This is a genomic window from Nocardia transvalensis NBRC 15921, from assembly GCF_000308875.1.
GTDB classification, from domain to species: domain Bacteria; phylum Actinomycetota; class Actinomycetes; order Mycobacteriales; family Mycobacteriaceae; genus Nocardia; species Nocardia transvalensis.
The window spans coordinates 51,057-76,670 of sequence record NZ_BAGL01000064.1; the positions used below are offsets into that span (position 1 = coordinate 51,057).

Annotated in this window: 23 protein-coding genes; 9 read left to right on the forward strand and 14 right to left on the reverse strand. The window is 70.2% G+C overall.

Annotated features, from left to right (window positions below):
• Positions 1-22 precede the first annotated feature (22 nt).
• The 5 genes from ON41_RS23400 (at position 23) to ON41_RS23420 (ending at position 4,607) form a co-directional block, all read left to right on the forward strand.
• Complete coding sequence (locus ON41_RS23400) at positions 23-616, forward strand: DUF3558 domain-containing protein (protein ID WP_246829595.1); 594 nt, start codon at positions 23-25, stop codon at positions 614-616.
• Between the two features lie 11 nt (positions 617-627).
• On the forward strand, positions 628-1,440 hold the full coding sequence (locus ON41_RS40565) for a DUF8017 domain-containing protein (protein WP_157185598.1): 813 nt from the start codon (positions 628-630) through the stop codon (positions 1,438-1,440).
• A gap of 19 nt (positions 1,441-1,459) precedes the next feature.
• Positions 1,460-2,713: a hypothetical protein gene (locus tag ON41_RS23410; protein ID WP_040749885.1), complete on the forward strand. Its 1,254-nt coding sequence runs from the start codon at positions 1,460-1,462 to the stop codon at positions 2,711-2,713.
• Between the two features lie 17 nt (positions 2,714-2,730).
• A complete protein-coding gene (locus ON41_RS23415; protein WP_040749886.1) occupies positions 2,731-3,168 on the forward strand; it encodes a hypothetical protein in 438 nt (145 codons plus the stop codon).
• An 83-nt stretch (positions 3,169-3,251) separates the two neighbouring features.
• The gene (locus ON41_RS23420) at positions 3,252-4,607 is read left to right on the forward strand and encodes a glycosyltransferase 87 family protein (RefSeq protein ID WP_157185599.1); all 1,356 of its coding nucleotides are present in this window, start codon (positions 3,252-3,254) and stop codon (positions 4,605-4,607) included.
• A 5-nt stretch (positions 4,608-4,612) separates the two neighbouring features.
• Here ON41_RS23420 and ON41_RS23425 read toward each other — a convergent pair whose 3' ends face one another.
• Genes ON41_RS23425 through ON41_RS23475 form a run of 11 tightly spaced genes read right to left on the reverse strand, consistent with a single transcriptional unit; the run spans position 4,613 to position 16,749 of the window.
• Positions 4,613-6,247: a (2,3-dihydroxybenzoyl)adenylate synthase gene (locus tag ON41_RS23425; RefSeq protein ID WP_040749887.1), complete on the reverse strand. Its 1,635-nt coding sequence runs from the start codon at positions 6,245-6,247 to the stop codon at positions 4,613-4,615.
• Complete coding sequence (locus ON41_RS23430) at positions 6,244-7,476, reverse strand: isochorismate synthase (RefSeq protein WP_051162285.1); 1,233 nt, start codon at positions 7,474-7,476, stop codon at positions 6,244-6,246. The genes ON41_RS23425 and ON41_RS23430 overlap by 4 nt, the downstream gene beginning before the upstream one ends.
• Positions 7,477-7,498: 22 nt before the next feature.
• Positions 7,499-8,293: a 2,3-dihydro-2,3-dihydroxybenzoate dehydrogenase gene (locus ON41_RS23435; protein WP_246829592.1), complete on the reverse strand. Its 795-nt coding sequence runs from the start codon at positions 8,291-8,293 to the stop codon at positions 7,499-7,501.
• Complete coding sequence (locus ON41_RS23440; protein ID WP_040749888.1) at positions 8,290-8,919, reverse strand: isochorismatase family protein; 630 nt, start codon at positions 8,917-8,919, stop codon at positions 8,290-8,292. The genes ON41_RS23435 and ON41_RS23440 overlap by 4 nt, the downstream gene beginning before the upstream one ends.
• A gap of 2 nt (positions 8,920-8,921) precedes the next feature.
• Positions 8,922-9,542 carry a GNAT family N-acetyltransferase gene (locus tag ON41_RS23445; protein WP_040749889.1) on the reverse strand — a complete coding sequence of 207 codons (621 nt, stop codon included), beginning with the start codon at positions 9,540-9,542 and terminating at the stop codon, positions 8,922-8,924.
• Between the two features lie 33 nt (positions 9,543-9,575).
• Positions 9,576-10,865: an adenylosuccinate lyase gene (gene purB, locus ON41_RS23450; RefSeq protein WP_040749890.1), complete on the reverse strand. Its 1,290-nt coding sequence runs from the start codon at positions 10,863-10,865 to the stop codon at positions 9,576-9,578.
• Positions 10,862-13,045: a penicillin acylase family protein gene (locus ON41_RS23455; protein ID WP_040749891.1), complete on the reverse strand. Its 2,184-nt coding sequence runs from the start codon at positions 13,043-13,045 to the stop codon at positions 10,862-10,864. Before ON41_RS23455 ends, purB begins: the two co-directional genes overlap by 4 nt.
• A gap of 1 nt (position 13,046) precedes the next feature.
• On the reverse strand, positions 13,047-13,301 hold the full coding sequence (locus ON41_RS23460; protein WP_040749892.1) for a phosphopantetheine-binding protein: 255 nt from the start codon (positions 13,299-13,301) through the stop codon (positions 13,047-13,049).
• Between the two features lie 5 nt (positions 13,302-13,306).
• Positions 13,307-14,494: a 3-deoxy-7-phosphoheptulonate synthase gene (locus ON41_RS23465; RefSeq protein WP_051162289.1), complete on the reverse strand. Its 1,188-nt coding sequence runs from the start codon at positions 14,492-14,494 to the stop codon at positions 13,307-13,309.
• 15 nt (positions 14,495-14,509) lie between these two features.
• Positions 14,510-16,420: a hypothetical protein gene (locus ON41_RS23470; RefSeq protein WP_051162292.1), complete on the reverse strand. Its 1,911-nt coding sequence runs from the start codon at positions 16,418-16,420 to the stop codon at positions 14,510-14,512.
• Positions 16,420-16,749, reverse strand: coding sequence for a 4Fe-4S dicluster-binding protein (locus ON41_RS23475; RefSeq protein WP_040749893.1), 330 nt, complete (start codon positions 16,747-16,749; stop codon positions 16,420-16,422). Before ON41_RS23475 ends, ON41_RS23470 begins: the two co-directional genes overlap by 1 nt.
• Before the next feature lie 190 nt (positions 16,750-16,939).
• Between ON41_RS23475 and ON41_RS23480 the strand changes: the two genes are divergently transcribed.
• Entirely contained in the window at positions 16,940-17,965 is a 1,026-nt protein-coding gene (locus tag ON41_RS23480) for a 3-oxoacyl-[acyl-carrier-protein] synthase III C-terminal domain-containing protein (RefSeq protein WP_040749894.1), read from the forward strand.
• Between the two features lie 7 nt (positions 17,966-17,972).
• On the opposite strand, the gene ON41_RS23485 is transcribed toward ON41_RS23480, so the two are convergent.
• From ON41_RS23485 to ON41_RS23495, 3 genes are read right to left on the reverse strand one after another with little or no spacing between them, the layout of a single operon-like run.
• Positions 17,973-19,052, reverse strand: coding sequence for a hypothetical protein (locus ON41_RS23485; RefSeq protein WP_040749895.1), 1,080 nt, complete (start codon positions 19,050-19,052; stop codon positions 17,973-17,975).
• A 13-nt stretch (positions 19,053-19,065) separates the two neighbouring features.
• Positions 19,066-20,097 (reverse strand): polyprenyl synthetase family protein, encoded by a 1,032-nt coding sequence (locus ON41_RS23490; RefSeq protein ID WP_040749896.1) that lies wholly within the window; start codon positions 20,095-20,097, stop codon positions 19,066-19,068.
• A gap of 24 nt (positions 20,098-20,121) precedes the next feature.
• Entirely contained in the window at positions 20,122-21,045 is a 924-nt protein-coding gene (locus ON41_RS23495) for a ParB/RepB/Spo0J family partition protein (RefSeq protein WP_051162294.1), read from the reverse strand.
• A 443-nt stretch (positions 21,046-21,488) separates the two neighbouring features.
• On the opposite strand from ON41_RS23495, the gene dxs reads away from it, so the two are divergent.
• Genes dxs through ON41_RS23510 form a run of 3 tightly spaced genes read left to right on the forward strand, consistent with a single transcriptional unit; the run spans position 21,489 to position 25,497 of the window.
• Complete coding sequence (gene dxs, locus ON41_RS23500; protein WP_051162297.1) at positions 21,489-23,438, forward strand: 1-deoxy-D-xylulose-5-phosphate synthase; 1,950 nt, start codon at positions 21,489-21,491, stop codon at positions 23,436-23,438.
• Positions 23,435-24,565, forward strand: coding sequence for a flavodoxin-dependent (E)-4-hydroxy-3-methylbut-2-enyl-diphosphate synthase (gene ispG, locus ON41_RS23505; RefSeq protein ID WP_040749897.1), 1,131 nt, complete (start codon positions 23,435-23,437; stop codon positions 24,563-24,565). Before dxs ends, ispG begins: the two co-directional genes overlap by 4 nt.
• Positions 24,562-25,497: a 4-hydroxy-3-methylbut-2-enyl diphosphate reductase gene (locus ON41_RS23510; RefSeq protein ID WP_040749898.1), complete on the forward strand. Its 936-nt coding sequence runs from the start codon at positions 24,562-24,564 to the stop codon at positions 25,495-25,497. Before ispG ends, ON41_RS23510 begins: the two co-directional genes overlap by 4 nt.
• The last annotated feature ends 117 nt before the right edge of the window (positions 25,498-25,614 follow it).

Here is a 25,614-nt window from a genome sequence, read left to right on the forward strand (position 1 = left end):
CTTCACGGTTACCTGCGCGTTGGTGGCGGTCGCGGCACTGGCAGGCTGTTCGAGCGACAGCTCCGACGATGCGCCGGCTCCCGGAACGTCGTCCACGCCATCCGCTGCTCCGAAAGCATCGATGGCGGTGTCGGTTCCGCCCCCGCAGGACCAGGGGGCGGCCAAGAGACCTGTGCGGTTCGATCCCTGCGTCGAGGTCGGCGACGACCTGGTGACGCAGGCGGGATTCAACCCGTCGACCCGCGAACGCAGCGTCGGCGACATGGTCACAGATCTCCTGATCACGGTCGGCTGCGATTTCAACCGCACCACGACCAACAACGGAGAGAAGGTCATCTCCGGAAGTACCTCCGTCTCGTCGAGCAACACGACCCTCGATGAGATCCGCACGAACGATATGCGCGAGGTCTTCAACTCCGACCCGATCCGAGGCCGCGAGGCTGTGCTGTACCGAACCCCGTCGCTGCCCGGAATGTGCTCGGCAGCGGTGGCGTCACCGGACGGGACGTTCAATGTCTCACTGACGGTCTTTCCGGGACCGGTGGCGGTCCCGGCACCCTGTGACCAGATTCGTGTGCTGGCCGAAATTTTCACGACAGCCTTGGGCGAGAAGTAGCGGGACGGCTGTTGCGCTTCATCGAAAACTTTCGTTCTCGCGATACCGTGGTACGACTCGGCAAGGCCGCGATCCTGCCGGTTGTGGTCTTCGTCATCGTCACGCTCGTCATGTGGGTCCACAATCCGCACCAGCGGGGATCCACCGCCCACGATCAGGCCCCGCCGGTGTGGCATGCGCCCCCCGGGATTTCGGGTTCGCCGGATCCTCCGCTGCCGTCCGGATTCCCGTCGATGGAACGTCCTCCGCCGATGATCGACGTGCCGAAGGGTGTTCCACACGTCATTCCCACCCGCTACGGACTGACCTACACCGTGCCCGCCGAAGGCGCGTGGCGGCCGAGTAATGACATGGTCGCGGGCTGGACCGACGAGGTCACCAACAGGACGATCGTGATGTACGGCTCCGTGAGCGATTACGGGTACGGCTATTGTCCGGAGACCGATGGTTCCGCACTGGCCAACGTGGGTGTCCGGGGCCGCAACGGGCTCGATGTCGATACGGCGGCCCGCGAAGAGATCGGCAAGGCCGAGCAGATATTCTCCGATTCCGCGACCGGCCGGAAAGCCACCGTTACGGTCGGCGAGCCCACGCGCTGGCAGATAGCCGACCGTACCGCGGTGCGCTACAGCGCGAAGATCTCCGGAATTCCACGTAAGCATTCTTGTGACGCCACCGAAGCCGGATTCGACATCGTCGCCGTACCGGCGTATTCCTCGGCCGAAGTGGCGGTCTTCATGATCGAGCACGCAATCGGTCCGGTACGGTCCTTGACCGATGCCGATATCGATGCGACCGCTCGATCGATAAAGAGAACCGAATAAAGCGAGGGGGGCTCCCGATATGGTTGAAAATCTGAAAGCGATCCCCGGCGAGATAGCCGGGCTCAGTAAACTGCTCTCCGATATAGGGGACGACGCCACCAAGGCCGCCACCTTCATCGGGCAGGACGGCCAGCCCGCCGACTGGCTGCACGGACCCATCATCGACCAGGTGGTGACTCCCATCCGGGAGATGGCCTCGGCCACCAAGGAGCGTATCGGCGACCTCGGAACCACCACCAGCGCAACCGGTGTGGAGCTGAACAAAGCGGCGTGGATGTACGCCGACCAGGACCAGAAGAACTACGCGGCCCTGAACAATCACACTTTTCTCGGTCCGGTGGGGCCGGGACAGCCCAACACCACCGGCGCCGACGTCGAAGCGCAAGGCGCCACCGAGGCATTCACGTCGCCCGTCACCTACCCCAAGCCCGAAGAGTTCAAGCTCGAGAAGCCACAGGTCAACAAGGAAGATACGGCGGCGCTGATCGCGGAGGTCGCTCCTGTCCTCGGGGATTTGAACGAGACCGTCAAGAGTATTACCCGGACGGCTGGCAACGAAATCGATCCCCTCGGCAAATGCCTGGAACCCATTCCGGGCAACTGGAACGAGTTCAGGCGAATCGGCGAGGCGTTCAAAGTGGTCGGCAACGCGCTCGAGGCCTGTGGCAAGAACCTCGAATCCGGGCTGAAGCGCGTCGATTCCGCGTGGGACGGAAGGGCCGCTATATCGTTCAACGATTGGGGCAACCGGCAGATTGCCGCCATGAAATGGGAAGGCCCTGTCGGCCGAGTTCTGGGCGATGTGTTCGGAGTGGTCGCCGACGAGATCAGGGCGGCGGTCAAGACGATCCTGCAGAAACTGTGGGACATTCTGAACGATCAGATCGACTTCACGAGCGTCAAAGGCATATTCAAGACGATCGGCAAGAAGATCCCGGTCGTGGGTCAGATCGCGGAGGTCGTGGATCTGGGCCGCAAACTGTTCGTCATCATCGACAACGCAATTCAGCTCGTGAAGAAGATCCAGACGCTGGTCGACAAGATCAAGAAGCTCACCGATTTCTTCAAGGATCCGATGGGCCAGCTCAAGGACAAGGCGCAGCAGAAGCTGGACGAGACCATCGCGCCGTTCACCGAATCGCTGGAGAAGGCATCGAAGAAGGTCGCGGTCACGACGGACCTGGCTCAGATCGCCCAAGTGAATCAGACATTGAACGCGCCCGGGACCGGCTATGACGTCGGAGCCGGGAATCGACCCTGGGACAACGGATGACACCACAGTGGGGCAGCATGCGCGAGCCGAACCTGGACCCGACGGTCGAGGCGCTGGTTCGCGAGGTCATGGGTGCCGTCGACGACCTGCGTACCGCGCGGATTCGGCTGGAGAACCTCGACGTTTCCGAGATCCTGCACGAACCGACCGTGGTCGACGACGAGTTCATGTCGAATCTCGCGGCGGCCGACGCGGCGTCGCCCGAACTGCGGGCCTACGCCGAGCGTGTCCGCGCGGGGGACTGTGAATGGCGCGATATCGAACGGCTCGCCCGACCGGTGCCGCCGGAGGTCGCGGGTTTGAAGGGCTCTCCCCACTTCGTCTGGCGCTGGGATTCCGCGCCGCCGCCGCCACCGGCGCCGCGTCCGAGGGCGGGCGACGATGTCGTCGGCCCGAGCGATTGGCCGGACGATTTCGATGATTACCCGACCGACAAGCCGTGGTGGGCCAGATGACGTGTTCTACTCAGCCGCAACGGGTTTGGCTGGTTTGGGTTGTTACTCGGGTGGTGATGGTGGTTTTTACCGGGGTTACGGCGTTGCCGCACAGTGTGTGGGACGGGGTGGCGGCGGATGTGGGGTTGTATCGGGAGTGGGCGGAGTTGATCGTGGGGCAGGGGGCCTTTCCGCTGCAGGATGAGCGGTGGCAGTATCCGCCGGGGACGGCGGGGCTGGTGGTGGCGCCGTGGTTGCTCGGTGGCGGGTACGGGTATCACTGGTTCTTCTACGGGATGGTCGCGGCGGCGGATGCGGCGGTGCTGGCGTTGCTGATTCGGGCCGCGGGGCGGAAGGGGCATCCGGGCGCCTGGGCCGCGCCGTGGGTGTGGACGATCGGGGTCGCGCTGCTGGGGCGGGTCTGTTACGGCCGGATCGATCTGATCGTGGCGGCCACCGCGGTCGCGGCGTTGCTGTGGGTGTCGGCGCGGCCGATCGCGGCCGGTGCGGCGGTGGCCGTGGGCGCGTTGCTGAAGCTGTGGCCGGTGGTGGTGTTGCTGGGGCTGCGGCGGCGGGCGCTGTGGCATGTGAGTGCGGCGGCGGCCGCGTTCGGTCTCGTGGCGGCCGCCGCGCTGACGGCGGTGGGGCCGGGCGCGTGGTCGTTCCTGCGGTTCCAGTCCGAGCGCGGGTTGCAGATCGAATCCGCCGCGGCCACACCGTTTCTGATCGCGCGGCTGCTGAACGGCGGCTGGACCATTACGCATCGGTACGGGGCCGAGGAGCTGCTGGGGCCCGGAGTGTCGGCCGCCGCCCGCGGATGTGTGGTCGCCATGGTGGCGGGTGGGGCGATCCTGTTGCTGGCCTGGTGGCGCAGGCGGCCGCCGGCCGCGGATCTCGCCCTGGCGGCGGCATTGCTCGCCCTGGTGACCAGCCGGGTGCTCAGCCCGCAGTACGTGGTGTGGGCGGTGGCGCTGGCCGCGGTCTGCGCACTCGACGCGCACACCACACAGCGCCCGGTCGTGCGCCTGGTGCTGGCGACGGCGCTGCTGAGCCAGATCGAATTCCCGTTCGTATACGACCGGGTGGCGTCCGGAAGTTGGATCGGTGTCACGGTTCTGGTGTTGCGCAACGGGCTGTTGGTGTGTGCGACGGTGTGGTCTGTTGTGCGCCTGTGGTTTCCGGCCGAAAGCATGCCGGAAACAAGAGGGGGTTCGCCGCGCGGCGTGGAGGCAGGAGGGGGTTCGCCGCGCGGCGCGGAAACAAGAGAGGGTTCGCCGCGCGGCGCGGAGGCAGGAGAGGGTTCGGCGCGCGGCGCGGAGGCAGGCGGGGCTTTCGCGCGGGGTCCAGCGGTACGTGGAGATTCCGAGCGTGGTGTGGTGGCAACTGGGGATTCGGTGTGTGGTGTGGCGGCAAGTGAGAGTTCGGTGCGGGGTGCGGAGGTGGGTGTGCGTTCGGTGTAGTGGAGTCAGGGTGGTGGGGCGGTGAGGCGGGTGCGTAGGGCCTTCTTGTCGACCTTTCCCACGGCTGTGAGGGGGAGGGTGGTGATGGGTTCTACCTGGTCGGGGAGTTTGTGGGGGGCCAGGCCGCGGTGGTGGAGGAAGGTGCGGAGGTCGGTGCGGGACGGGGGGTCGGATTCGGGGACGATGAAGGCGCAGACGCGTTCGCCCAGGAGGTCGTCGGGGGCGGCGACCACGGCGGCGTCGCGGACGGCCGGGTGGAGGAGCAGGTGTTCCTCGACCTCCTCGGTCGGGACCTTTTCGCCGGCGCGGTTCACGACGTCCTTGGCGCGGTCGACGACGATCAGGTCTCCGGAGGGCAGGCGGCGGACGATATCGCCGGTACGGTAGAAGCCGTCGGCGGTGAAGGAGCGTGAATTGTGTTCGGGGGCACGGTAATAGCCGCGAATCGTGTACGGGCCGCGGGTGAGGAGATGGCCGGGGGCGCCGTCGGGCACGGGCCGGTCCTCGTCGTCGACCACCCGGACCTCGTCTCCGGGTGACATGGGCCGGCCCTGGGTCTCGGTGACGATGTCGTCGGGATCGTCCAGGCGGGTGTAGTTCACCAGCCCCTCCGCCATGCCGAACACCTGTTGCAGCGTGCACCCGAGAACGGGGCGGACCCGCGCAGCGGCCGAGGGTTTGAACCGCGAGCCGCCGACCTGCAGCACGCGCAGGCTCGACAGGTCGTACGCCGTGTACTCGGCCTCCTCGAGCCAGAGCATCGCCAACGTGGGCACCAGCGCGGCGACGGTGACCCGCTGCTTCTCGATCAGCGCGAACGCCTCGTCCACATCGGGCGTCGGCGCCAGCGCGACCGTCGCCCCCGCCGCCAGCGCGCCGAGAATGCCCGGCGAGCTGAGCGGGAAGTTGTGCGCCACCGGCAGCACGCCGAGGTACACGTCGCCCGGACCCATCGGGCACACCTCGAGGCTCGCGCGCACGCTGTAGGCGTAGTCGTCGTGCGTGCGGGGAATCAGCTTCGGCACGGAGGTCGTCCCGCCCGACAGTTGCAGCAGCGCCATATCGCCGGGGTCGGCGTCGCCCAGCGGTATCGGGTCCGGATACAGATCCGCCAGCGCCACATGCCCACCCGCGTCGCCGTGCACGATCAGATGCCGCAGACTCGGGCACGCGGCCAGGATCCGTTCGCCCAGCCCGCGATAGTCGAAGCCCAGATGCCGGTCCGCGACGATATACGCCGCGGCCTCGCTCACCCGGCAGATGTGCTCGATCTCGCGCTCGCGGTGGGCGGGCTGGGCGAGGACCGGCAGCGCGCCGATCCGGAACAGCGCGAAGCATACGACGGCGAATTCCCCGACGTTCGGCAGCTGCACGATCACGCGGTCGCCGCGCCGGACACCCAGCCCGTGCAACCCGGCCGCGAGCCGATGCGCCTGCTGGTCGAGGCGGGCGTAGGTCCACGTGCTCACCGCGTCGCGCAGCGCGATCCGGTCGGCATGGCGCGCGGCGCATTCGGTGAGCATGCCGCCGAACGTGGCGCCGTTCCACCACCCGGCCCGGCGATACCGCGCCGCGACGTCGCCGGGCCACGCGGTGAACCCGTCGGGGGAGGCGGCGCGCGCCGAGGTCGATGCGGTCATCGTGATCTCTCCAGGGTATCGGAAACGTCAGCGGTACAGCGTGTTTCGAGATCCTCGAGGCCGAACACCGACAGCAGTGTCCGCAGTTTGCCCGAGGTCTCGGCCAGTTCCAGGCCGGGGTCGGAACCCGCGACGATCCCCGCGCCCGCGTACAGCCGGGCACCGGCGCCGGTGACCTCGGCGCAGCGCAGCGAGAGGATCCATTCGCCGTCGCCCGCGGCGTCCATCCAGCCGGTCAGCCCGGCGTAGAAGCGGCGGTCGAAGCCCTCGATCTCGGCGAGGAGTTCCCGCGCCGCGCCGGTCGGCGTGCCGCACACGGCCGGCGTCGGATGCAATGCGGCGGCCAGCTCCAGCGAACTCACGCCGGGGTCCGCGAGCGTTCCCTGAATCGGAGTCGACAGATGCCACATGGTCCGGGTGCGAACGAGTTCCGGCTCGGGCACCCGCAGTTCGGCGCAGTAGGGGCGCAGCGCGTCGGCGACCGCCTCGATGACGATGCGGTGCTCGTGCAGATCCTTGGCCGAACGCCGCAGCGCCCGGGCCCGGCGGCGATCCTCCGCCGGGTCGGCGCTGCGGCTCGCGGACCCCGCCAGCGGATTGGTGACCACCTCCGGACCGGTCTTCCGGATCACCAGCTCTGGGCTGGCCCCGATCAGGGTGGGCCGCACGGCGCGGCCGGGCGGCGCGAGTTTCGTCGCGAAGACGTAGGCGTCCGGATTGCCCTGTGCCGCACGCAGAGCCAGGGCGGCGACCGGAATCGTTGTGCGCGTGCCGATATCGAGGGCCCGCGCGAGCACCACCTTGCGGAGATCGGTGCGTGCGATCCGCTCCACCACCGTGCGCACCCCGTCGGCATAGGCCACGGGGCCGGGTGTCGACTCGGCGCGCTCGACTCCCGAGACAGGCGCGGGCAGAGCATCTTTCGGTAGCACCGACGACCGCTCCCACCGGACGCTCGCCGCGATCGCCAGCCGCGCACCGGCTACGTCGCCGAACGGCACGGCCCCGACCAGCAGCGGTCGCGGCGACACGGCCCGGGTGGTCAGCAGCCGGTGCGCGGCGCGAGCGAGATCGGCCAGGCGGGTGTGGCCCGAGGCGTCGATCTCGTGCACCGGATCCGCGGCGAGCAGCGTCCCGCGCGGCGTAGTGAGGAAGAACTCGCTCGCCTCGATATCCGAAATCCACTGCGGGAGCGCGCTGTCCGCGCACCGCGTCGTGTCGATGGTCATAACCGGTCTCCTCGCGCCGCGGTCATCGCAGCGATGCGCCGCCGTCGACGTAGATGTTCTGCATGGTGATGTGCCTCGCGTGCGCGGAGGCCAGGAAGGTGACCAGGTGCGCCACATCATCGGGCTCGGCGAGCCGCCCCAGCGGGATCCCGGTGCGGAAGGCGCCCGGATCGCCGGCGACCGTCCGGGCGTAGCCGTCGGCGCCGGACCACAGGGTGCGCTGCATCTCGGTGTTCGTCGAACCGGGCGAGACGACATTGCAGCGGATGCCGTACGGCGCGAGCTCCAGGCCGAGGCATTTGGTGAACTGCGTGGCCGCCGCCTTCGACGCCGCGTACGCCGCCATCCCGACGCGCGGCACCTCGGCGGCATTCGACCCCACGGTGACGAATACGCCCGCACGGCGCGGCTTCATGGTGCGCGCGGCGTACCGGCCCAGGTGGAAGACCGCGGCCGTATTCACCGCGAACGTCGCCGACCAGTCGGCATCGGAGAGATCGGCGACCGACGCGACCCGCAGCGTCCCGGCGACACTCACCAGGGCATGCACCGGACCCAGCTCGGATTCGACACGGCGGCAGAGTGTTTCGACCGCCTCCCGGTCCGCCACGTCGGCGGGATAGCAGTGCGCGCCGCGCCCGTCCGCTCGCAGCTTACCGACGGTATCGGCCAGCGCCGCCCCGTCCCGGTCCACGGCCGCCACCACGGCGCCCTGTTCGCTCAGCCGGTCCGCGACGGCGGCGCCGATGCCGCGCGCCGCGCCGGTCACCAGGGCGACCCTGCCCGCGAGGCCCAGGGTGTCGATGCCGGTGGTCACGCCGCCGGCTCCAGCGCGAGGCCGACCTCGCCCGCGGTGGTGACCACGCCGCACCGGGTGGCGATGTGCCGCAACGCGAACAGATGGTGGTCGAGGGAGAAGTCACCCATGGCGTCCGCGATGGCGAACGGCTGAATGTCGTTCATGAAGGCGTCGAGAACCGTTGCGAGGCAGCCGATATGGGCGTACACCCCGCACACCAGCAGCTGTTCGCGGCCGTCCGCGCGCAGGATCTCCAGCAGCCGCGTGCCGTGGAAGGCGCTGTAGCGGCGCTTGGTCAGCACGACGGCGCCCTCGATATCGAGGCCCTCGGGAATATCGGTGTGCCGGTCCGGTCCCGCGCCCCAGAAGTCGAACAGCAGCCCGCGTTCGGTGCGGCTCTGTAATTGCGGCTGCGCGGTGAAGATCACCGGAATGCCCTGTGCCTGGCACTGTTTCCGCACGGATTCGATCCGCTCGACCAGCGTCGACCGCAGGTCCGCGTCCGCGAACGGGGCGAGGAAATACCGCTGCATATCGTGGATCAGCAGGGCGCAGCGCTCGGGTTCGAGCCGCCACTCGACCGTATTGGCGGGGATCTCGTCGTGTCCCGGGAGCGGATAGGGCCGGATCGTGGGCACGCCCATGGTCACCACCCCAGCCGCCGGGTGAGGTCGGCGGCGACCGCGGGCCAGTCGTCGTCGATCATGGCGTACTGCACGGTGTCGCGCCAGCTGCCGTCGGGGCGTCGTTTGTGCTTGCGCAGCAACCCTTCCCGCTCGGCGCCGAGGGATTCGATCGCGCGCTGGGCGCGGATGTTGCGAATATCGGTGTGCCAGACGACGCGGACGGCGCCGAGGTCGTCGAACGCGCGCCGCAGCAGCAGCGCCTTCGACTCGAGATTCAGCCCCGTGCGCCACCACTGCCGCCCAAGCCACGTGAATCCGATGGCGACACAGCGGTTTCCGGGACTGATCTCGTAGTAGGAGGTGGTGCCCGCGACCGGCCCGGGCCGGCCCTCGCGGATATCGCGCAGGATCCAGCAGACCCGGCTGCCCGCCGCGCGGCTGTCGAGGATCGACCGCACCATGGCGTCGGCCTCGTCGCGGTCGCGGGGCCGGGGGATCGACAGGTGCCGGAAGACCTGGTCGTCGGCGATGGCCAGCAGGTCGGGCGCGTGCTCGGCGGTGAGCGGCTCGAGCGACACCCGCGTGCCGGTCAAAGTGGCGGCCCGGTGCCAGTCGGTGGCGGCCGCGGTGGTGGTGGTCATGCGTCTTCGGCTCCTGGTTCTGCGTGGACGTGCTCACGCGGTGAGGTCGAGCTCCTGCAGGCGATGCAGGACGATCTCGTGATCGATCGGGAACTGGTCGGGCCGCAGCGTCTCGGCGGCGACCTCGACACCGCTGTCGGCGAGCGCGGTGCGGAAGTCGATGCCGTTCGCCGCGGCCCGGTCGGCCGCGGCCTGCACCGTGCGATAGGCCTGCTCGCGCTCGGTGCCCTGCCGCAGCAGGTCCGCGAGCACAGCGGAGCTGTAGATCGTGCCCCGGGTCAGGTCGAGCCCGGCGCGCATGCGCTCGCCGTCGACGGCGATGCCGTCGACCAGATCGGCGGCGAGCGCGGCCTGATAGTGGCCGATGCCGAGGATCTCCGGCAGCGCCACGCGTTCGACGGCCGCGTGCGCGAGGTCGCGCTCGTGCCAGAGTGCGACGTTCTCCAGCATCGGGGCGACCTGCCCGCGCAGCAGCCGCGCCAGCCCGCACAGCCGCTCGCTGCCGGTGGGATTGCGCTTGTGCGGCATGGCGCTCGACCCCTGGTAGGCGGCGCCGCGCCGCTCCTCGACCTCGCGGATCTCGGTGCGCTGCAACAGCCGCAGCTCCAGCGCGAGCTGTTCGACGCACGCCCCGAGCAGGGCGACCGCCGCGGCGAGTTCGGCGTGCCGGTCGCGCGCGACGACCTGGCTGGGCGCCTGCTCCACCGCGAGACCCAGTCTGCCGCACACGTATTGCTCGACCGCCGGATCGATCAGCGCGTAGGTGCCGACCGCGCCGGAGATGGTGCCGACGGCGACCGCGGCGCGGGCGGCGAGCAGCCGGCCGATCGAACGGTCGGCCGCGAAGGCGAATCCGGCCAGCTTGTGCCCGAATGTCGTCGGCTCCGCGTGGATGCCGTGGGTACGGCCCATGCACAGGGTGTCCCAGTGTTCGATCGCGCGGTCGGCGAGGTTGCGGCGCAGCCGGCGGGCCTGGCCGAGCAACAGGTCGGTGGCTCGGGCGAGGGTGTGGCCGAGGGCGGTGTCGACGAGGTCGTAGCTGGTCATGCCGAGATGCACCCAGCGCGCCGAATCGGCGGTGAGCGGTTCGCAGAACGCGCTGAGGAACGACAGGGTCTCGTGGTCGCGCTCGGCGATCAATTCGCGGACCCGGGCGGCGGGCGGCGCCGGGGCGCGGCGGATCTCGTCGAACGCCGCCATCGGCACGTGCCCGAGGAGGGCCTGCGCCTCGGTCACGAGAATCTCCACCCGCGTCCACGCGTCGTAGCGGCCCTGGTCGGTCCACAGCGCGGTCATCTCGGGCAGGGCGAAGGCCTGGGTCATGACTGTGACCTCGGTTCGAGTCTGATGCGGTGGCCGGTGTGCCGCTCGACCGCCGCGCGGGTATAGAGCAGCGGCACGTACTCGCCGGTGCGCCAGGTGTCGTGCAGGTCGCGATAGTGCGGGCTGCGCGGGTCGCCGGACTGTCCCGGTGTCGTCACGCATCGCGCCTCGTCCCACGCGCCGACGTCGACGACCATCCGGAACGACGCGCCCGTCACCGCCGACCAGTCCGGTGGAACGTAAGCGGCCGCCGCGACGGTCGACCCCGACCCGCCGATCGGTACCGGGCCGGTGGTCAGCGAATCATTTAGGTGCGCAAGCGGATGCGGCTGCGCGTTGCGATGCAGCGCGCCCCACGCCCAGGACGTCGGATCGCCGCCGAGCCGGGCGGACAGATCGGTCCAGGCCCGCCCCAGCGTGGCGGTGAGCAGATCGTCGCGGGCCGCGGTGACCGGATGATCGCGCAGCCACGCGGCGATCGCCTGTGGATGCGGTTCGGGGATGAGCGGCACGGCGACGTGTCCGGCGGCGTCCGCCACGATCGCCGGGCCGAGATGCCTGGCGTACCAGACCTCGAACAGCGCCGCCGCCGCGGAGTCGGCCGATTCGACCGCGTCCCAGGCGCACAGTAGGTCCCGCGCGCGCCGGGCATCGGGGTCGGCGGGTGGTGTGAGCGATCGCAGCAGGGCCGTGACGTCCCGGGCGACCACCGACAGCAGGTCGGTCTGGAGGCGGGCGCTGTCGTCGGGGGAGTGGCGGCCCGGACGGCCGAGCACCTCGACCACACGCCGATAGCGGGCGTCGTCCGGCCACTCGTAGGTGGGCAGCGGCAGATCGTCGGGAACGTCGAACTGGTTCGCGGTCGCCACATATCCCTGCGGCGGACTCACCGCCTGCGCGAAGTCCGCCGGGGCGAGGAATCCGTCGTCCCAGCCGCCCGTCTCGGCGAGGCGCGGGAGCAGGCCGTCGTCACGCCGGCGCGGCACGAGTCCGGCCGTGCGGCGGGCGATGGTGCCGTGCACGTCGGCGTAGACATGCGTTTCGCCGGGCAGCCGCCACGATTCGAGGGCCTTGTCGAAATCCGTCCACGATCGCGCGGTGAGATAGTCGAGGCTCCCCAGATAGGGAGCCGTGCCCGGCAGCGCCCAGGTGGATCGCAGGACGTACGCGCGCCGACGGTCCGGGTCGGTGTGCAGCACCGGGCCGTGGCCGGTGAATCGCAGTGAGACCTGCTGCGGGGGAGCGTCTTTGACCGCCACGGTCTCGACCACCGTGGTGATCGGCTCGCGGTCGAGGTCGCAGACCACCAGATCCTCGGTGGCGATCGGGCATACGGTGAAACCGAACGCGGCACAGTCGTTGTGGCCCAGCGCTATTCCCGGCAGCTGCGGCTCGCCCGCGCCGATCACATCGAGTCCCGGCGCACAGAGATGGGCGATGTAGCGCAGGGACGGCGTGCCGTAGCCGCGATGCGGATCCGCGGCCAGGATCGGGCGTCCCGTCGTGGTCCGATGTCCGGCGACCGCCCAGCAGTTGCTGCCGCCGGTATCCGAACTCGGCCGCTGTCCCGTGGCCAGGAGGTAGTCCCGCAGGACCTCGCCGGGGATATCGAGGACGCTGTCCGATCCGGCCCGCGCGCGGTGCCCCCGGGCGAGCGGCTGCCGCAGCAGATCGGCCTCGAGACCGGCCGCGGCGGCGACCAGGGCCCGGTGATGCTGTCCGAGCAGGCCGGCGACCGGCGCATGAGTGCGCGGCCGCACGATGTCCTCGGCCGACCAGCGGGCGGGGCGGTATCCGGCGAGCGCGAATTCCGGTGGGAGCAGGCCGGGCCGGTCGTCCAGCAGGTCGAGGTAGGCGTTCACACCCGCCGCGAACCGTTCCACCGCGGCGCGCGTGCGCGGGCCGTACGCCCGCCACTCGGCCTCTATATCGCCCCGGTACAGCAGCAGCCGGGCGGCCCGGTCGTGATCGACGTACTCCGCCCCGAACGCCTCCGACATCCGGCCCAGCGCCCGCCGCCGCCACAGATCGATCTGGAACAGCCGATCGCGGGCCGCATTGAACCCCTGCGTGAGAAAGACGTCGTCGACGGAGGCGGCGTAGATGTGCGGGATACCCCACCGGTCGACCAGGATGTCGACACCGGCGCTCAGCCCCGCGACCTCGAATACCTGTGTCATCTCAGGCATCCCGGGGCTCCGGCGCCAACCGGCGGCGCCAGGCGTTCAGGGTGGGCTCGGACGCCAGCTCCGCATAGGAGATCTCCAGCCCGAGCCGCCGCCACCGGTTGGCCAGCCGCAGCATGCCGATCGAGGTGACACCCAGCACATGCAGATCGGCGTCGAGGGGAACCTCCTCGGCCGTGACGCCGAGCAGATCGGCGATCACCGCCCGCATCTCGGTGAGACTGGGAGGGGTCGGAACGGAAGTGGACACGGCGGCTACCTTCCTCGTGATACGGCGGCCGACACCAGGCTCAGGCCCAGGAACCGGTCGGCGAAGTGGTCGACGACCGCGGTCGCCTGGTCCGGATTCAGGCGCGGGTCGCACGGGGGCTCGGCACCCGCCGCGGCGTCCGGCGGCCGATCGGTATGGCATTCCTGGACCATGTCGGGCGTGACCTCGAGATGCAGCCCGCCGGGATGGCCGCCCGCCTCGCGCATGGTCGAGACGAACGCGGTGATCTCGTCGCACATGTCGCGGAGCAGCCGCGTCTTCCGCGCGCCCGCCTTGATCGTGTTGCCGTGCATGGGATCACACACCCACAGCGCCGGAGCGCCGCTGTCGCGGACGGCGCGCACGAGGGCGGGCAGGCGGTCGATCCGCCCGATGCCCATGCGCGCGATCAGCCCCAGCCGTCCCGGCCGCCCCGGATGGTTCAGCAGCCGCGCCAGGGACGCCAGCCGGCGCTCGTCGGTCGAGGGCCCGAGCTTCACCGCGACCGGATTGCCGATCGAGGCGGCCCAGCGCACGTGCCAATCGTCGGGATCGCGCGTGCGGTCGCCGATCCAGACCAGGTGCGCGCTGGTGGCGTAGCGCGTGCCGTGGTCACGGGTCAGCGGCGCCTCGTAGTCGCGCAGCAGCGCCTCGTGCGAGACGAAGACCGGACGTCCGAGATACACGTGCCGCCGCAGATGATCGAGCGTGCTGTGGGAATGGCGGTAGCTCTCCAGCAGCCGCGCGGGCACCGGCATCCGGGCCGCGGACGACGCCGCGCGATCGTTCACCGCGTCGCCGCGATACGTCGAGACCCGGCTGCCGTCCGGCAGCGTCTCGTACGGCAGGCTGCGCGGTTTGGCGTGCTGGCCGGCCATGCGCGCCAGCAGCACAACCTCCCGGCCGGTGCGATCGGCGAGCCGGTCGCTCAGCCGCCGGTACAGCAGCAGCCGGCGATCCACGTGGACCGCGTCCGCCATGCTGAACAGCTCGGCGCACTCCCCGACGTGCAACAGCAGCGCCGCCCCCGATTCGACGCGGGCCAGCGCCCGCAGCAGTGCGTGAATCTCCCACGGCCGCACCAGTTCCGGCAGCCGCGCCAGGGTGCGGCGGACCGGCTCGATATCCGGATGGCCGTCCCACGCCGGCTGCTGCGCGGCGAGCGGTTCGGGCGGCGGCGACTGCGATGTCATGATCCAGGTCCTTCCTCAGGCCGTCGCGGGCGCCGCGAACGGATACCGGTCGCCTGCCTCCGCGCCGGCGATCGCCGCCCAGTGCCATGCCGTGTCGAACGCGGTGACCTCGAGCGGCCGTCCCCCGGCGGCCAGGTCGGCCGCCGCCTCGGTCGCGGTCGCGACGAGCGACGAGAGACTGTGGGCGGCAAGCAGATCGTGTTCGGTGAACGCCGGCCCGGAGCAGCGCAGCAGGCGCAGGTCCACGAATCCGGCGAAGGTGCGGTCCAGGACGCGCACCGGCTGCGGGCTGCGGATGCTGAACCGGACGTGGCCCGCGATGTGCCCGTGGTGGTGCTGATCGGAATAGCGCGAGACGTCCGGAATGGTCGGCGGGAAGAAGAAGTCGCGTGCCAGCACCTCCGGGGTGCGCGGCAGGTTGCCGGCCAGGAAGTGCCACGAGTTGTACTGCATGCGTGCCGACATCGACCACGCGATATCCGCCAGCCGCGGCAGCGTGCCGTCGAAATGCCGGCGCGCGTCCGGACCGGGGACCACGCAGCAGAAGTACTCGGCGATCTCCCAGCCCACGATCCGCGCCCAGTCCTCCGCCCGCAGCGCCGCGATCAGCCGCGGCAGCGACCGCAGCCCGCGGCTCATGGCGAAATCGGCGCCGAAGACCTCGACCGAGGACGAGACGGCCGCGTGCACGAGCGCTTCCAGTCCGGTGTCGAAGTCGCCGTACGGTTCCGCGAGCCGGCCCGGCGCCGTGCGGACGGCCGCGGCCAGGTCGCGGAGGCGGCGGCCGGATACCGGCAGCCGGTCGGACAGGGCCGCGGCGAGGCGGCGGTCCGTCTCGGCATGGGCCGGGCCCGGCGGCCGGGCGATCCGCTCCCGTTTGTGCAGCAGCGCGCCGTCGATCTCGCGATACATCTGCACCGTCGTCCGCAACTCGGACCGGCGGGCGCCCAGCTTGTCGGCGAGTTCCGCCAGCGCCGCGACGCCCGGCCCGGCGGCCGGAGCAATGGGCTCGGCCTCCGCCTCGGCCGCGTTGTAGGCGAGCCGGATGCGCTCCAGCAGGTCGGCGACGTGCGCGATGCTCAGCTGCGTGCCGTTGGCCTCCTCGATCCGCGCCGGCCCGGCCGACCGGACGAGCAGCGCCAGGGCCACCACCAGCACGACCTGGCCGTCGGACCACACCTCGAGCGGCAGGCCGCGCAGGCCGCTGAGGGCGCAGTCGGGGTGCCCGGGCCACAGCGTGCGCCCGGTGAGGTTGTTCGGATCCCGGAAATTGCTGTACTGCAGGTCTTCCTGATACAGCACGAACGGCGCGGTGCGCAGCGACGCCTCGATCAGCCGGTCGAGAAGTTCGCCGCGTCCCGGACGACCCAGCGCGGCAAGCCATTCGCGGCACTTGAGCACGGAATCGGCGCGGCCGGACTGTATCTCGGCGAGTATGCGGCGATAGTCGGCCAGTATCGACGGCGTCCAGACGACGTGGCGGACGCCGTCGACGAGCGGACGCGCACCGGCCAGCGGCGGATCCGACGGGGTGCGGATCGCGATGCGGCCCGCGGCGGTCAACGCGAATTCGCCGACGAACGCCGTCTCCCCGGCGACGGCCGGGAGGTCGGGCCGGAATCCGGGGCGTCGCCAGGTCCGGCCGAAGACGGCGGCCACCGCGGCCTCCTCGGCCGAGCCCAGCGCGCGCAGCTGCACCTCGGCGGGCACATGCCCGTCCAGGGTCAGCAGTAGATCCATGGCGGCGTCGAGATCGGCTGTCCCCGTGGACTTCTCCCACGTGCGGGCCAGCAGGCCCGGGAAACCGGCGTCGTCCGGGTGGACCCGGTCCGGTTCCGCTGTCTTGCCGGCCGGGAGCCCGAGCCGGCTCGGGCGCCGGCTCAGTCGTGCCCTGGCCATCGCCTCGCGGCGTGAACCGTTGACCATCAGTACTCCTCTACCGCCGGGGCCACGAGACTCCACATGTCGTTGCCGGTCGATTCCCAGTCCTCGTCGACGTAGATGCAGTCGACGGGGCAGACCAGGACGCAGGACGGGCAGCCCGAGCACAGCTCCGGGACGATGACGACATCGAGCCCGCGATTGAAGATCGCGCCGAATTCCGGTGGGCAACCGCGCAGGCAGGAATCGCAGGTGATGCATTCCGACGCCTCGATGCGGCGCGGTGGTTTGCGCCAGGCTTCGTTTCGGCCTCTGGTCGTTATTCGATCGTGCCGGGTCGAACCGGCGCCGATTTCGTTGTTCTTCAACTCCATAGCGAACCATCGACTTGCTCGTAGGCATGAATTTACGGACCGTACCGTTTCGAAACTCCCCACGGTCGGTATTGATTTCCCCTCTGCGGCAACGAGTTTAGAGTACGAGTCGCAACGTGCCAATGAGATCTACAGTGCCACGGCGCGATTGTTCGCACACGGGGAAGTCAACACTTGTGAGGAGAGTTCCGTGAAAGTCGGAGACATGTATTTCGCCGGAATCGGCGCGGCGGAGGTCGGCGTCGTCGATATCGCCGAGGCGGTGGAGCGCGGCTGGTACGACGCCGGGGAGGCGGCGCGGAGCAAGCTGGTATCGATCACCGCCGCCGGCAGCACACCGGCCCCCGACCTGGCCGTCAGCGCCGCCGAGCGGGCGGTGGCGGCCGCCGGACTGTGCGCGGAGGAATTCGCGTTCGTCTTCCACACCAATGTGCACCCGCAGGGGCCGGACGGCTGGTCGGCGCAGCATTACATCAACCGTCGCACAATCGACCAGCCGGTTCCGTCCGTCGAGATCCGCAACGGCTGCATCGGATTTCTGTCGAGCCTGCAGCTGGCCGTCGCGAATCTGCGGACGACGCCCGATCGCGGCGCCGCGCTGCTGACCTGTGCGGACAATTTCGGAACCCCGTCGGTGGACCGCTGGACGGCCTCGTCGCTGTTCGTTCTCGCCGACGGCGGCGGCGCCCTGGTCCTGTCGAATACCGGTGGATTCGCCCGCCTGCTGGCTATCGGATCGCTGTCGGCGCCGGAACTGGAGGAACGGCATCGCTCCGGGGAACCGATGTTTCCGCCGGGCCTCACCGACGGCCGGACGCTCAATTTCGAGGAGCGCATGGCGGATTTCCAGCGCCGCGTGACCGAGGGATTACTGCGGCCGCGCAACGATTTCGGCTCGGTGGTCATCGATACCGTCGAGCGGGTGCTCAAGGAGGCCGACACCTCGCTGTCGGAGATCACCCGCGTCGTGCACGACGGCTTCGCCTACTGGTCGCTGCACGACCTGTTCCTCGATCCGCTCGGGATCGGTCTCGACCGCGGGGTCTGGGAGTTCACCCGCACGGTCGGCCACGCCGGTCCGCTCGATCAGATCCGGGGGCTCGAATACCTCTGGCGGACAGGCCAGCTGGCGGTCGGCGACACCGTCCTGATGTTCACCGGCGCGCCCGGCATGGAGGCCGCGGCGGCCGTGATCCGGATCGAATCCTCGCGGTAGGCGACGGCTATCGCGGCGAGCCGGTGGTGCGCAGGTGCTGGATCGTCGCGACGGATCCCGGGACGTCGCTGTGGCCGTCGGCCATCGTCGTGACCGCCTCGACGATGGGCGACGGCCCCAGCCACACCGGATGCAGATGCGACCGCGTCGCGGTGAAGGTGCGCTCGAGATGTGCTCCGCCGCCGTCACAGGAGGCGTGGACCCGGCGTGGATAGTCGAAGTCGGGCAACGAGATTCCGCGATCGGAGACACGGTCGCTCGCCCAGTCCGACAGGTCGGCGGCCGAGGGTTCGCACATGGTGACCGCGCCGTGCGGATCGGTGTGCGCCAGCACGCCGCGCACGCCGCCGCCGGCCTCCAGGAAGGCGAACAGCATATCGGCCGACCCGTCCGGATTCCCGGCCTGCGCGTACTCGTATCCCTTGTGCATGAAGGTGATGTGGAACAGCCCGGCCATGCGTTCCTGTTCGCCCACCCAGCCGTCGACGGGTGTCGGCCCGGCCTGACCGGGGAACCGGATCCAGCCGTCGACCTTCGCCGCGGCGATCGAGGACGCCCAGAACACCTGCTGGCCGTCCCAGTCCACCGGATCCATCGCGGCGCCCGGCGTGGTGTCGTGGAACCAGACGTCGGCGGTGATCCCGGCGATGCCCGCCTGGGTCATGGCGTCGTCGACCGTCAGGTGCCAGGCGTCGCGCTCGGGGACGAAACGCCAGTCCAGCCGGTCGTTGTGGATCGAGACCGGATCCGCGGCGGTCACGAACGGCGCCGGCGTCCAGTCGACCGCGTTGTAGTACGTCCCGTCCGGCGCGGTGATATTGCTGATGATCTGCGGTGACGGGATATTGCTCGTGAAGAAGGTGAGCAGCGCCTTCTCCGGCCCGTCCGGATTCTGGATCGCGAGCCAGTTGAAGCTGGTCGGGGACCACGGCTGCACCATGTCCACGGGGGTCGCGACGCGCAGCGGCGTCGGCGCCGCGGCGGCGTCGCGACCCTGGGCCGGCGTCGCGGCCGACAGCGTCAGCGCGACGGCGGCGGGCAGGCACAGCGCGGCGTGGACCAGGCGTGTCACGGACTTCGACGGCATACTTCGTCTCCTCCTAGTGGTCGCGATCGATGATCAGACGGGCGAGGTCGAGCAGGCCCGCGGCATGGTCCTCGGAGGCGGTGGCCTCCATGAGATGCCCGACGCCCTGGTCGAATTCGTGCCGGGCCTGCCGCCGCGCCCAGTCGCGGCCGCCGGCCAGGACGATCAGCTCGGCGGCCCGTTCCAGCTCCCCGGTGGTCAGCGGGCCGTCGCCGTGATAGAAATCCGCCAGCTCGGCGCCCGCCGCGGTACCGGAGACCAGCGCCGCGGTGACGGGCAGGGACTTCTTGCGGGCCACCAGATCCGAATGCACGGACTTACCGGTCGAGGCGGGATCGCCCCAGATCCCGAGGATGTCGTCGACGAGCTGGAACGCCATGCCGAGGTGCTCGCCGAACTGGCGCAGCGACTTCACCTGTTCCGGAGTGCCCTCGCCGTAGAGCGCGCCGATCTCGCACGCGCAGGCCAGCAGGGCGCCGGTCTTGCCGTACACCATCGCCGTCACCTCGGCCAGGCTCACCTCGGTGCGATGCTCCAGGCCGAGGTCGGTGGACTGACCCTGGTGCAGCGCGAGCAGCGCCGAGGTCAGCAGCTGGGTGCTCTGTGCCGCCCGCGAAAGCTGTTGTGTCGCCAGCAGATTCAGCGCCTGCGCCAGCATCGCGTCGCCGGTGAGGATGGCCTGCCAGCGCCCGAATACCGACCAGGCGGTGGGCCGGTGGCGGCGGGTGCGGTCGCCGTCCATGGCATCGTCGTGGATCAGGGTGTAGTTGTGTGCCAGCTCGATCGATGCGGCGGGCACGATCGCGGCGGCGGGATCGCCGCCGACCGATCGGGCCGCCAGCAGCGTCAGCGCCGGTCGCACGGCCTTGCCGCCGCCGTCGCCCGTGTCGGCGCCGTACTCGTCCACCCAGCCCAGGTGGTAACCGGCGATGCGGCGCATCGGCTCGGGCATGCGGTCCACCGCGGCCCGCATGGGTGGATCGATCAGGCGCCGGGTGGTCGCCAGCGACTCGGGCGCCGGATTTCGTCGGTCGGCTGTGGACATCGAGACCTCCTGCGGGACAGGCAATTACAGGGCTTTCGATTCGGATTCGGGGAGCGCGGGCTGGTCGAGGACCTGGGTGCGGTCGTCGAGCAGGGCCGCCAGGTTCTGCCAATAGCCGGCGTGCCGGCGCGCCAGCGTCGCGATCACCGATATCCGGTGCTCGGGGATGCGGCTGGCAAGCGCCGCGATCTCGCCCGAGGTGCGGGGAGCGCCGTCGAGCCAGCGCAGCAGGGCCCGCCCCGCCTCGGTCATCCGCAGCGACGGGTCCAGGCGCAGGCTGCGCAGGATCAGGGTCGAATCCACGACACCGCCGATCGGCGGCCGCGGACCGCGCGGGCGAGGACCCTCGCGGTCCGCATCGGTCCGCGCCGCCGGCTCGCCGGGATCCCTTGCGGGCCCGGCGGGTCCGTCCTCCGGAGGGTCCGGCGTCGCGTCCCCCGGCTCGCCCGGCCGGTCGCGCAGCCGCCGGACGCGGCCGTCGCGGCCGATCCGGGACTGAGGATTTTCCTCACTTGACCGACCCCGCAGCGCCGCGACGGTCTTCGGGGACAGCCCGGTGACGCTCGCTATCCGCCGATCCGACCAGTGCCCGTGGGTGCCGACGATGCGCTGCGCGGCGGATTTCCGGTCGGCGAGCGTCAGCGGCAGGCCGTGGCGCACATTGGCCTGGACGGCCAGCACGAACGCCGCGGCCTCGTCGCCGTCGAAGAACCGCGCCGGGATCGTCGCCGCGGCCCTCGCCCGCGCCGCGTTGACCCGGTGCATGCCGTCGATGATGCGCATCGAACCGCGGTGCAGCAGTACGGGTGGCAGGTCGGCCGCGGTCTCGGCCAGCACGGCCGTATGGGCCGGATCCTCCCCGCCGGAGCGCACCGTGAACGGCTGGCCGATATCCGCGAGCGGGACGTCGTACACGGCGTTCCCGTCGGCCCGTGGCGGTAGCGACACAATGTCGCCACCATAGACATGTGATGTGTCGGTATGACTTGGTCCTACCATGATCGAACCCTCGTCCCTCCATGGCGATGCGTGTGATTCCCCCCGGCTCGTCCTGGCGACGCGGCGTCGATGGCACAGGTGCGCGAGTTGGCCGGCAACCCCCGCGCGCCGATCGTATCGGCTCGGCCGATGATCAGCGAACATCCTTGCGGCACAGTCGTGTATGGCACTTCGGCGCCGAAAGGACTTCGGGTGTCCGAGGTGAATTATCCGATGCCACGCAGGGTTGTCCGGCCCTGAATATCGATGGCTGGTCGGCCCGTTCACGGCTGTGCGATACTGCCGACGACATGTCACTGTGCGAGACACACTGAACACGAACTGGACGTTGTGTCAATCTCATGAACAGTGGGCCATATCACCGCATTCGCGGTGAGGAAGGTGTCAGCCCCATGCAACTGTTGAACACGATCGGTGCGCCGGGCGATCTCGCGGGGTTGTCGCCCGGCGAGCTCCGCGTCCTCGCGGCCGAGATCCGGGCGTTCCTGGTGGAGAACGTCTGCCGCACCGGCGGTCACCTCGGTCCCAATCTCGGGGTCGTCGAACTGACCCTGGCGCTGCACCGGGTCTTCGATTCCCCCTCGGACCGGATCCTGTGGGACACCGGACATCAGACCTACGTGCACAAGATGCTCACCGGCCGCCGCGACGGATTCGATCGCCTGCGGTCGCAGGGCGGGCTGTCGGGCTACCCCGCGCGGGAGGAGTCCGAGCACGACGTCATCGAGAACTCCCACGCGTCGACCGCGCTGGCCTATGCGGACGGATTGGCGAAGGGGTATCGGCTGCAGGGCATCTCCGACCGCGCGGTGGTCGTCGTGGTCGGCGACGGCGCGCTCACCGGCGGTATGGCGTGGGAGGCGCTCAACAGCATCGCGGCCGCGCGGGACCGGCCGGTCGTGATCGTGGTCAACGACAACGGCCGGTCCTATTCGCCGACCGTCGGGGGACTGGCCGACCGGCTCGCGGCGCTGCGGGTGTCGCGGCGGTACGAACAGGTCCTCGCGTGGGGTAAGCGGAGGTTCCGGGATACGCCGCTGGTCTACGGGGTGCTGTACGGGATCAAGCAGGGACTCAAGGAAATGCTGGCCCCGCAGAACATGTTCGAGGATCTGGGACTCAAGTACGTCGGCCCGATCGACGGGCACGACGTGGCGGCGATGGAGTCGGCGCTGCGCCGGGCCAGGGATCTGGGCATGCCGGTTCTCGTGCACTGCCTGACGCGCAAGGGCAAAGGGTATGCCCCGGCCGAGGAGGACGTCGCCGACTGCTTCCACGCCGTCAAGGCGATGGATCCGAGGACCGGCAAGCCGGTCGCGGCGAGCGGGCGCTCGTGGACCTCGGAGTTCAGCGCGGAACTGGTCGCGCTCGCGCAGGAGCGCCCCGACCTCGTCGGCATCACCGCCGCCATGCTCGGGCCCACCGGTCTGGCCGCGCTCGCGCAGGCGCATCCCGAGCGCGTCTTCGACGTCGGGATCGCCGAGCAGCACGCGGTGACATCGGCCGCGGGACTTGCCCTGTCGGGTCTGCATCCGGTCGTGGCGATCTACTCGACGTTCCTGACCAGGGCCGTCGATCAGGTGCTGATGGATGTCGCCCTGCACCGGTGCGGCGTGACGTTCGTGCTGGACCGCGCGGGGGTGACCGGCGACGACGGGGCCTCGCACAACGGGGTGTGGGATCTGGCCCTGTTCCGCGTGGTGCCCGGGCTCACGATCGCCGCGCCACGCGACGGGGCGACGCTGCGCCGCACGCTGCGCGAGGCCGTCGCGATATCGGATCATCCGACGCTGGTGCGGTTCCCGAAAGGCGCGGTGGGCGAGGACATTCCGGTGGTCGCCACCGACGGCCCGGTGGAGGTGCTGCGGGCCGGCTCGGCGCCCGATGTACTGATCGTCGCCGTCGGCCCGATGGCGTCGCTGTGCCTGCGGGTCGCGGACCGGCTGGGCGAGCGCGGGATCGGGGCCGCCGTGGTCGATCCGGTGTGGGTGCAGCCGGTCGCGCCCGAACTGGTCGCACTCGCCTGCCGGCACCGCCTCGTGGTGACCGTGGAGGACGGCCTGCGCGACGGGGGCGTCGGGACCGCGCTGGCCGAGGCGGTCCGCGCGGCCGGCGGGCGTCCCGCGACCATGAATTTCGGTGTGCCCCGGCGGTTTCTGCGGCACGGAACCCGCTCCGAGGTGCTCGCCGACTGCGGGCTCACCGACGGTGACGTCGCCGCGGCGGTGCTGCGTGCCGCCGGGCCGCCCGGCCACGGCGTCAACGGCGACGGCCGGCACGACAACGGCGTGGCGGGCCTGGTCCCGGCCGCGCACGACCGGACCGAGGAGCGGGTGCGATGAAGGCGGATCTCGCACTGCCGACCGTCCGGGCGGCGAGCACCCGTCGCCCGACCAGGCAGATCCACGTCGGCGCGGTCGGCGTCGGCAGCGAATTCCCGGTCTCGGTGCAGTCGATGACGACGACCGTGACCGCCGATACCGAAGCGACGCTGCGGCAGATCGCGGAGTTGACCGCCGCGGGCTGCGATATCGTCCGGGTCGCCTGCCCGTCGCAGGACGATGCCGACGCCCTGGAGACCATCGCCCGGAAGTCGCCGATTCCGGTCATCGCCGATATCCACTTCCAGCCCCGGTACGTCTTCGCCGCCATCGACGCGGGCTGCGCGGCGGTGCGGGTCAATCCCGGGAACATCAAGAAGTTCGACGATCGCGTCGGCGAGATCGCGGTCGCGGCGAGTGCGGCGGGCACGCCGATCCGCATCGGCGTCAACGCCGGATCGCTGGACCAGCGGCTGCTCGCCAAGTACGGCGGCCCCACCCCGGAGGCGCTCGTCGAATCCGCGCTGTGGGAGGCGAGCCTGTTCGCCGAACACGGATTCCTCGATCTCAAGCTGTCGGTCAAACATCACGACCCGCAGGTCATGATGCGCGCCTACGAGCAGCTGGCCGAATCCTGCGATTTCCCATTGCATCTCGGCGTCACCGAGGCGGGCCCGGCATTGCAGGCCACGGTCAAATCCGCGGTGGCGTTCGGCTGCCTGCTGCGGCAGGGGATCGGCGACACGATCCGGGTGTCGCTGTCGGCGCCGCCGGTCGAGGAGGTGAAGGTGGGCCTGCAGATCCTGCAGTCGCTGTCGCTGCGTCCGCGCAAGCTCGAGATCGTCTCCTGTCCCTCCTGCGGCCGGGCGCAGGTGGACGTCTACCGCCTGGCCGAGGAGGTCACCGCGGGACTGGACGGGTTCGAGATGCCGCTGCGGGTGGCGGTGATGGGCTGCGTGGTGAACGGCCCGGGCGAGGCCCGCGAGGCCGATCTCGGCGTGGCGTCGGGCAACGGGAAGGGGCAGATCTTCGTCAAGGGCGAGGTCGTGCGGACCGTTCCCGAGCACCGGATCGTCGAGACGTTGATCGAGGAGGCGCTCCGGCTCGCCGACGCGGCGGAGAGCGACTCCGGTGAGGAGACGACGTGACCAAGCGCATCCTGCTCGCCCGGCCCCGCGGCTACTGCGCGGGCGTGGACCGGGCCATCGAGACCGTCGAACGGGTGCTGGCCGACCAGGGCCCGCCGGTGTACGTGCGCAAGGAGATCGTCCACAACAGGCACGTGGTGGAGGCGTTCCGCGACCGCGGCGTGGTGTTCGTCGACGAGGTGACCGAGGTGCCCGCGGGCGCGGTGGTCGTCTTCTCGGCGCACGGCGTCTCACCGGCCGTACGCGCGGCGGCGGAGGAGCGCGATCTGCGCGCCATCGACGCCACCTGCCCCCTGGTGACCAAGGTGCACCACGAGGCGCGGCGGTTCGCGCGCGACGACTACGAGATCCTGCTGATCGGTCACGACGGCCACGAGGAGGTCGAGGGCACTCTCGGCGAGGCGCCCCGGCACATGCGGCTGGTCGACGGGCCGGAGGGCGCGGACGAGGTGACGATCCGCGAGGGCGCGAGCGCGGTGTGGCTGTCGCAGACGACACTCAGCGTCGACGAGACCATGGCGACCGTGCAGCGGCTGCGCGAGCGCTTCCCGGAACTGCGCGATCCGCCCAGCGACGATATCTGCTACGCCACGCAGAACCGGCAGGCCGCCGTGAAAGCCATTGCGCGCGACTGCGATCTGATGATCGTGGTCGGCTCCGCCAACTCGTCGAACTCGGTGCGCCTGGTCGAGGTCGCGCTCGAGGCCGGCGCCGCGGCGGCCCATCGCGTGGACTATCCGGACGAGATCGATCCGGCGTGGCTGGCGGGCGTCGCGACGGTCGGCGTCACGTCGGGCGCCTCGGCCCCGGAAGTGCTGGTGCGCGGGGTGCTCGAGCTGCTGGCCCGGCACGGATTCGACAGCGTCGAGGAGATCGAAACCGCCGAGGAGCGGCTGACTTTCGGCCTGCCGGGGGAGCTGCGCCGCCGCTGAGCGGCACTACGTCACGAACAATTCATTCTGACGCTCTGGATACAAAGTGTATCGTTAGATCCGGCGGGGGCCGGTTGCGTGCCCGCGCTCTCCCGTGGATCGACGACAACGAACTGG

Excerpts from the sequence above, each read along its gene's own strand:
- ON41_RS23410 (WP_040749885.1), top strand. The coding sequence starts at position 1,460 with ATGGTTGAAAATCTGAAAGCGATCCCCGGCGAGATAGCCGGGCTCAGT.
- ON41_RS23415 (WP_040749886.1), top strand. The coding sequence starts at position 2,731 with ATGCGCGAGCCGAACCTGGACCCGACGGTCGAGGCGCTGGTTCGCGAG.
- ON41_RS23425 (WP_040749887.1), bottom strand. The coding sequence starts at position 6,247 with ATGACCGCATCGACCTCGGCGCGCGCCGCCTCCCCCGACGGGTTCACC.
- ON41_RS23430 (WP_051162285.1), bottom strand. The coding sequence starts at position 7,476 with ATGACCATCGACACGACGCGGTGCGCGGACAGCGCGCTCCCGCAGTGG.
- ON41_RS23440 (WP_040749888.1), bottom strand. The coding sequence starts at position 8,919 with ATGGGCGTGCCCACGATCCGGCCCTATCCGCTCCCGGGACACGACGAG.
- ON41_RS23445 (WP_040749889.1), bottom strand. The coding sequence starts at position 9,542 with ATGACCACCACCACCGCGGCCGCCACCGACTGGCACCGGGCCGCCACT.
- purB (WP_040749890.1), bottom strand. The coding sequence starts at position 10,865 with ATGACCCAGGCCTTCGCCCTGCCCGAGATGACCGCGCTGTGGACCGAC.
- ON41_RS23455 (WP_040749891.1), bottom strand. The coding sequence starts at position 13,045 with ATGACACAGGTATTCGAGGTCGCGGGGCTGAGCGCCGGTGTCGACATC.
- ON41_RS23465 (WP_051162289.1), bottom strand. The coding sequence starts at position 14,494 with ATGACATCGCAGTCGCCGCCGCCCGAACCGCTCGCCGCGCAGCAGCCG.
- ON41_RS23470 (WP_051162292.1), bottom strand. The coding sequence starts at position 16,420 with ATGGTCAACGGTTCACGCCGCGAGGCGATGGCCAGGGCACGACTGAGC.
- ON41_RS23475 (WP_040749893.1), bottom strand. The coding sequence starts at position 16,749 with ATGGAGTTGAAGAACAACGAAATCGGCGCCGGTTCGACCCGGCACGAT.
- ON41_RS23485 (WP_040749895.1), bottom strand. The coding sequence starts at position 19,052 with ATGCCGTCGAAGTCCGTGACACGCCTGGTCCACGCCGCGCTGTGCCTG.
- ON41_RS23490 (WP_040749896.1), bottom strand. The coding sequence starts at position 20,097 with ATGTCCACAGCCGACCGACGAAATCCGGCGCCCGAGTCGCTGGCGACC.
- dxs (WP_051162297.1), top strand. The coding sequence starts at position 21,489 with ATGCAACTGTTGAACACGATCGGTGCGCCGGGCGATCTCGCGGGGTTG.
- ispG (WP_040749897.1), top strand. The coding sequence starts at position 23,435 with ATGAAGGCGGATCTCGCACTGCCGACCGTCCGGGCGGCGAGCACCCGT.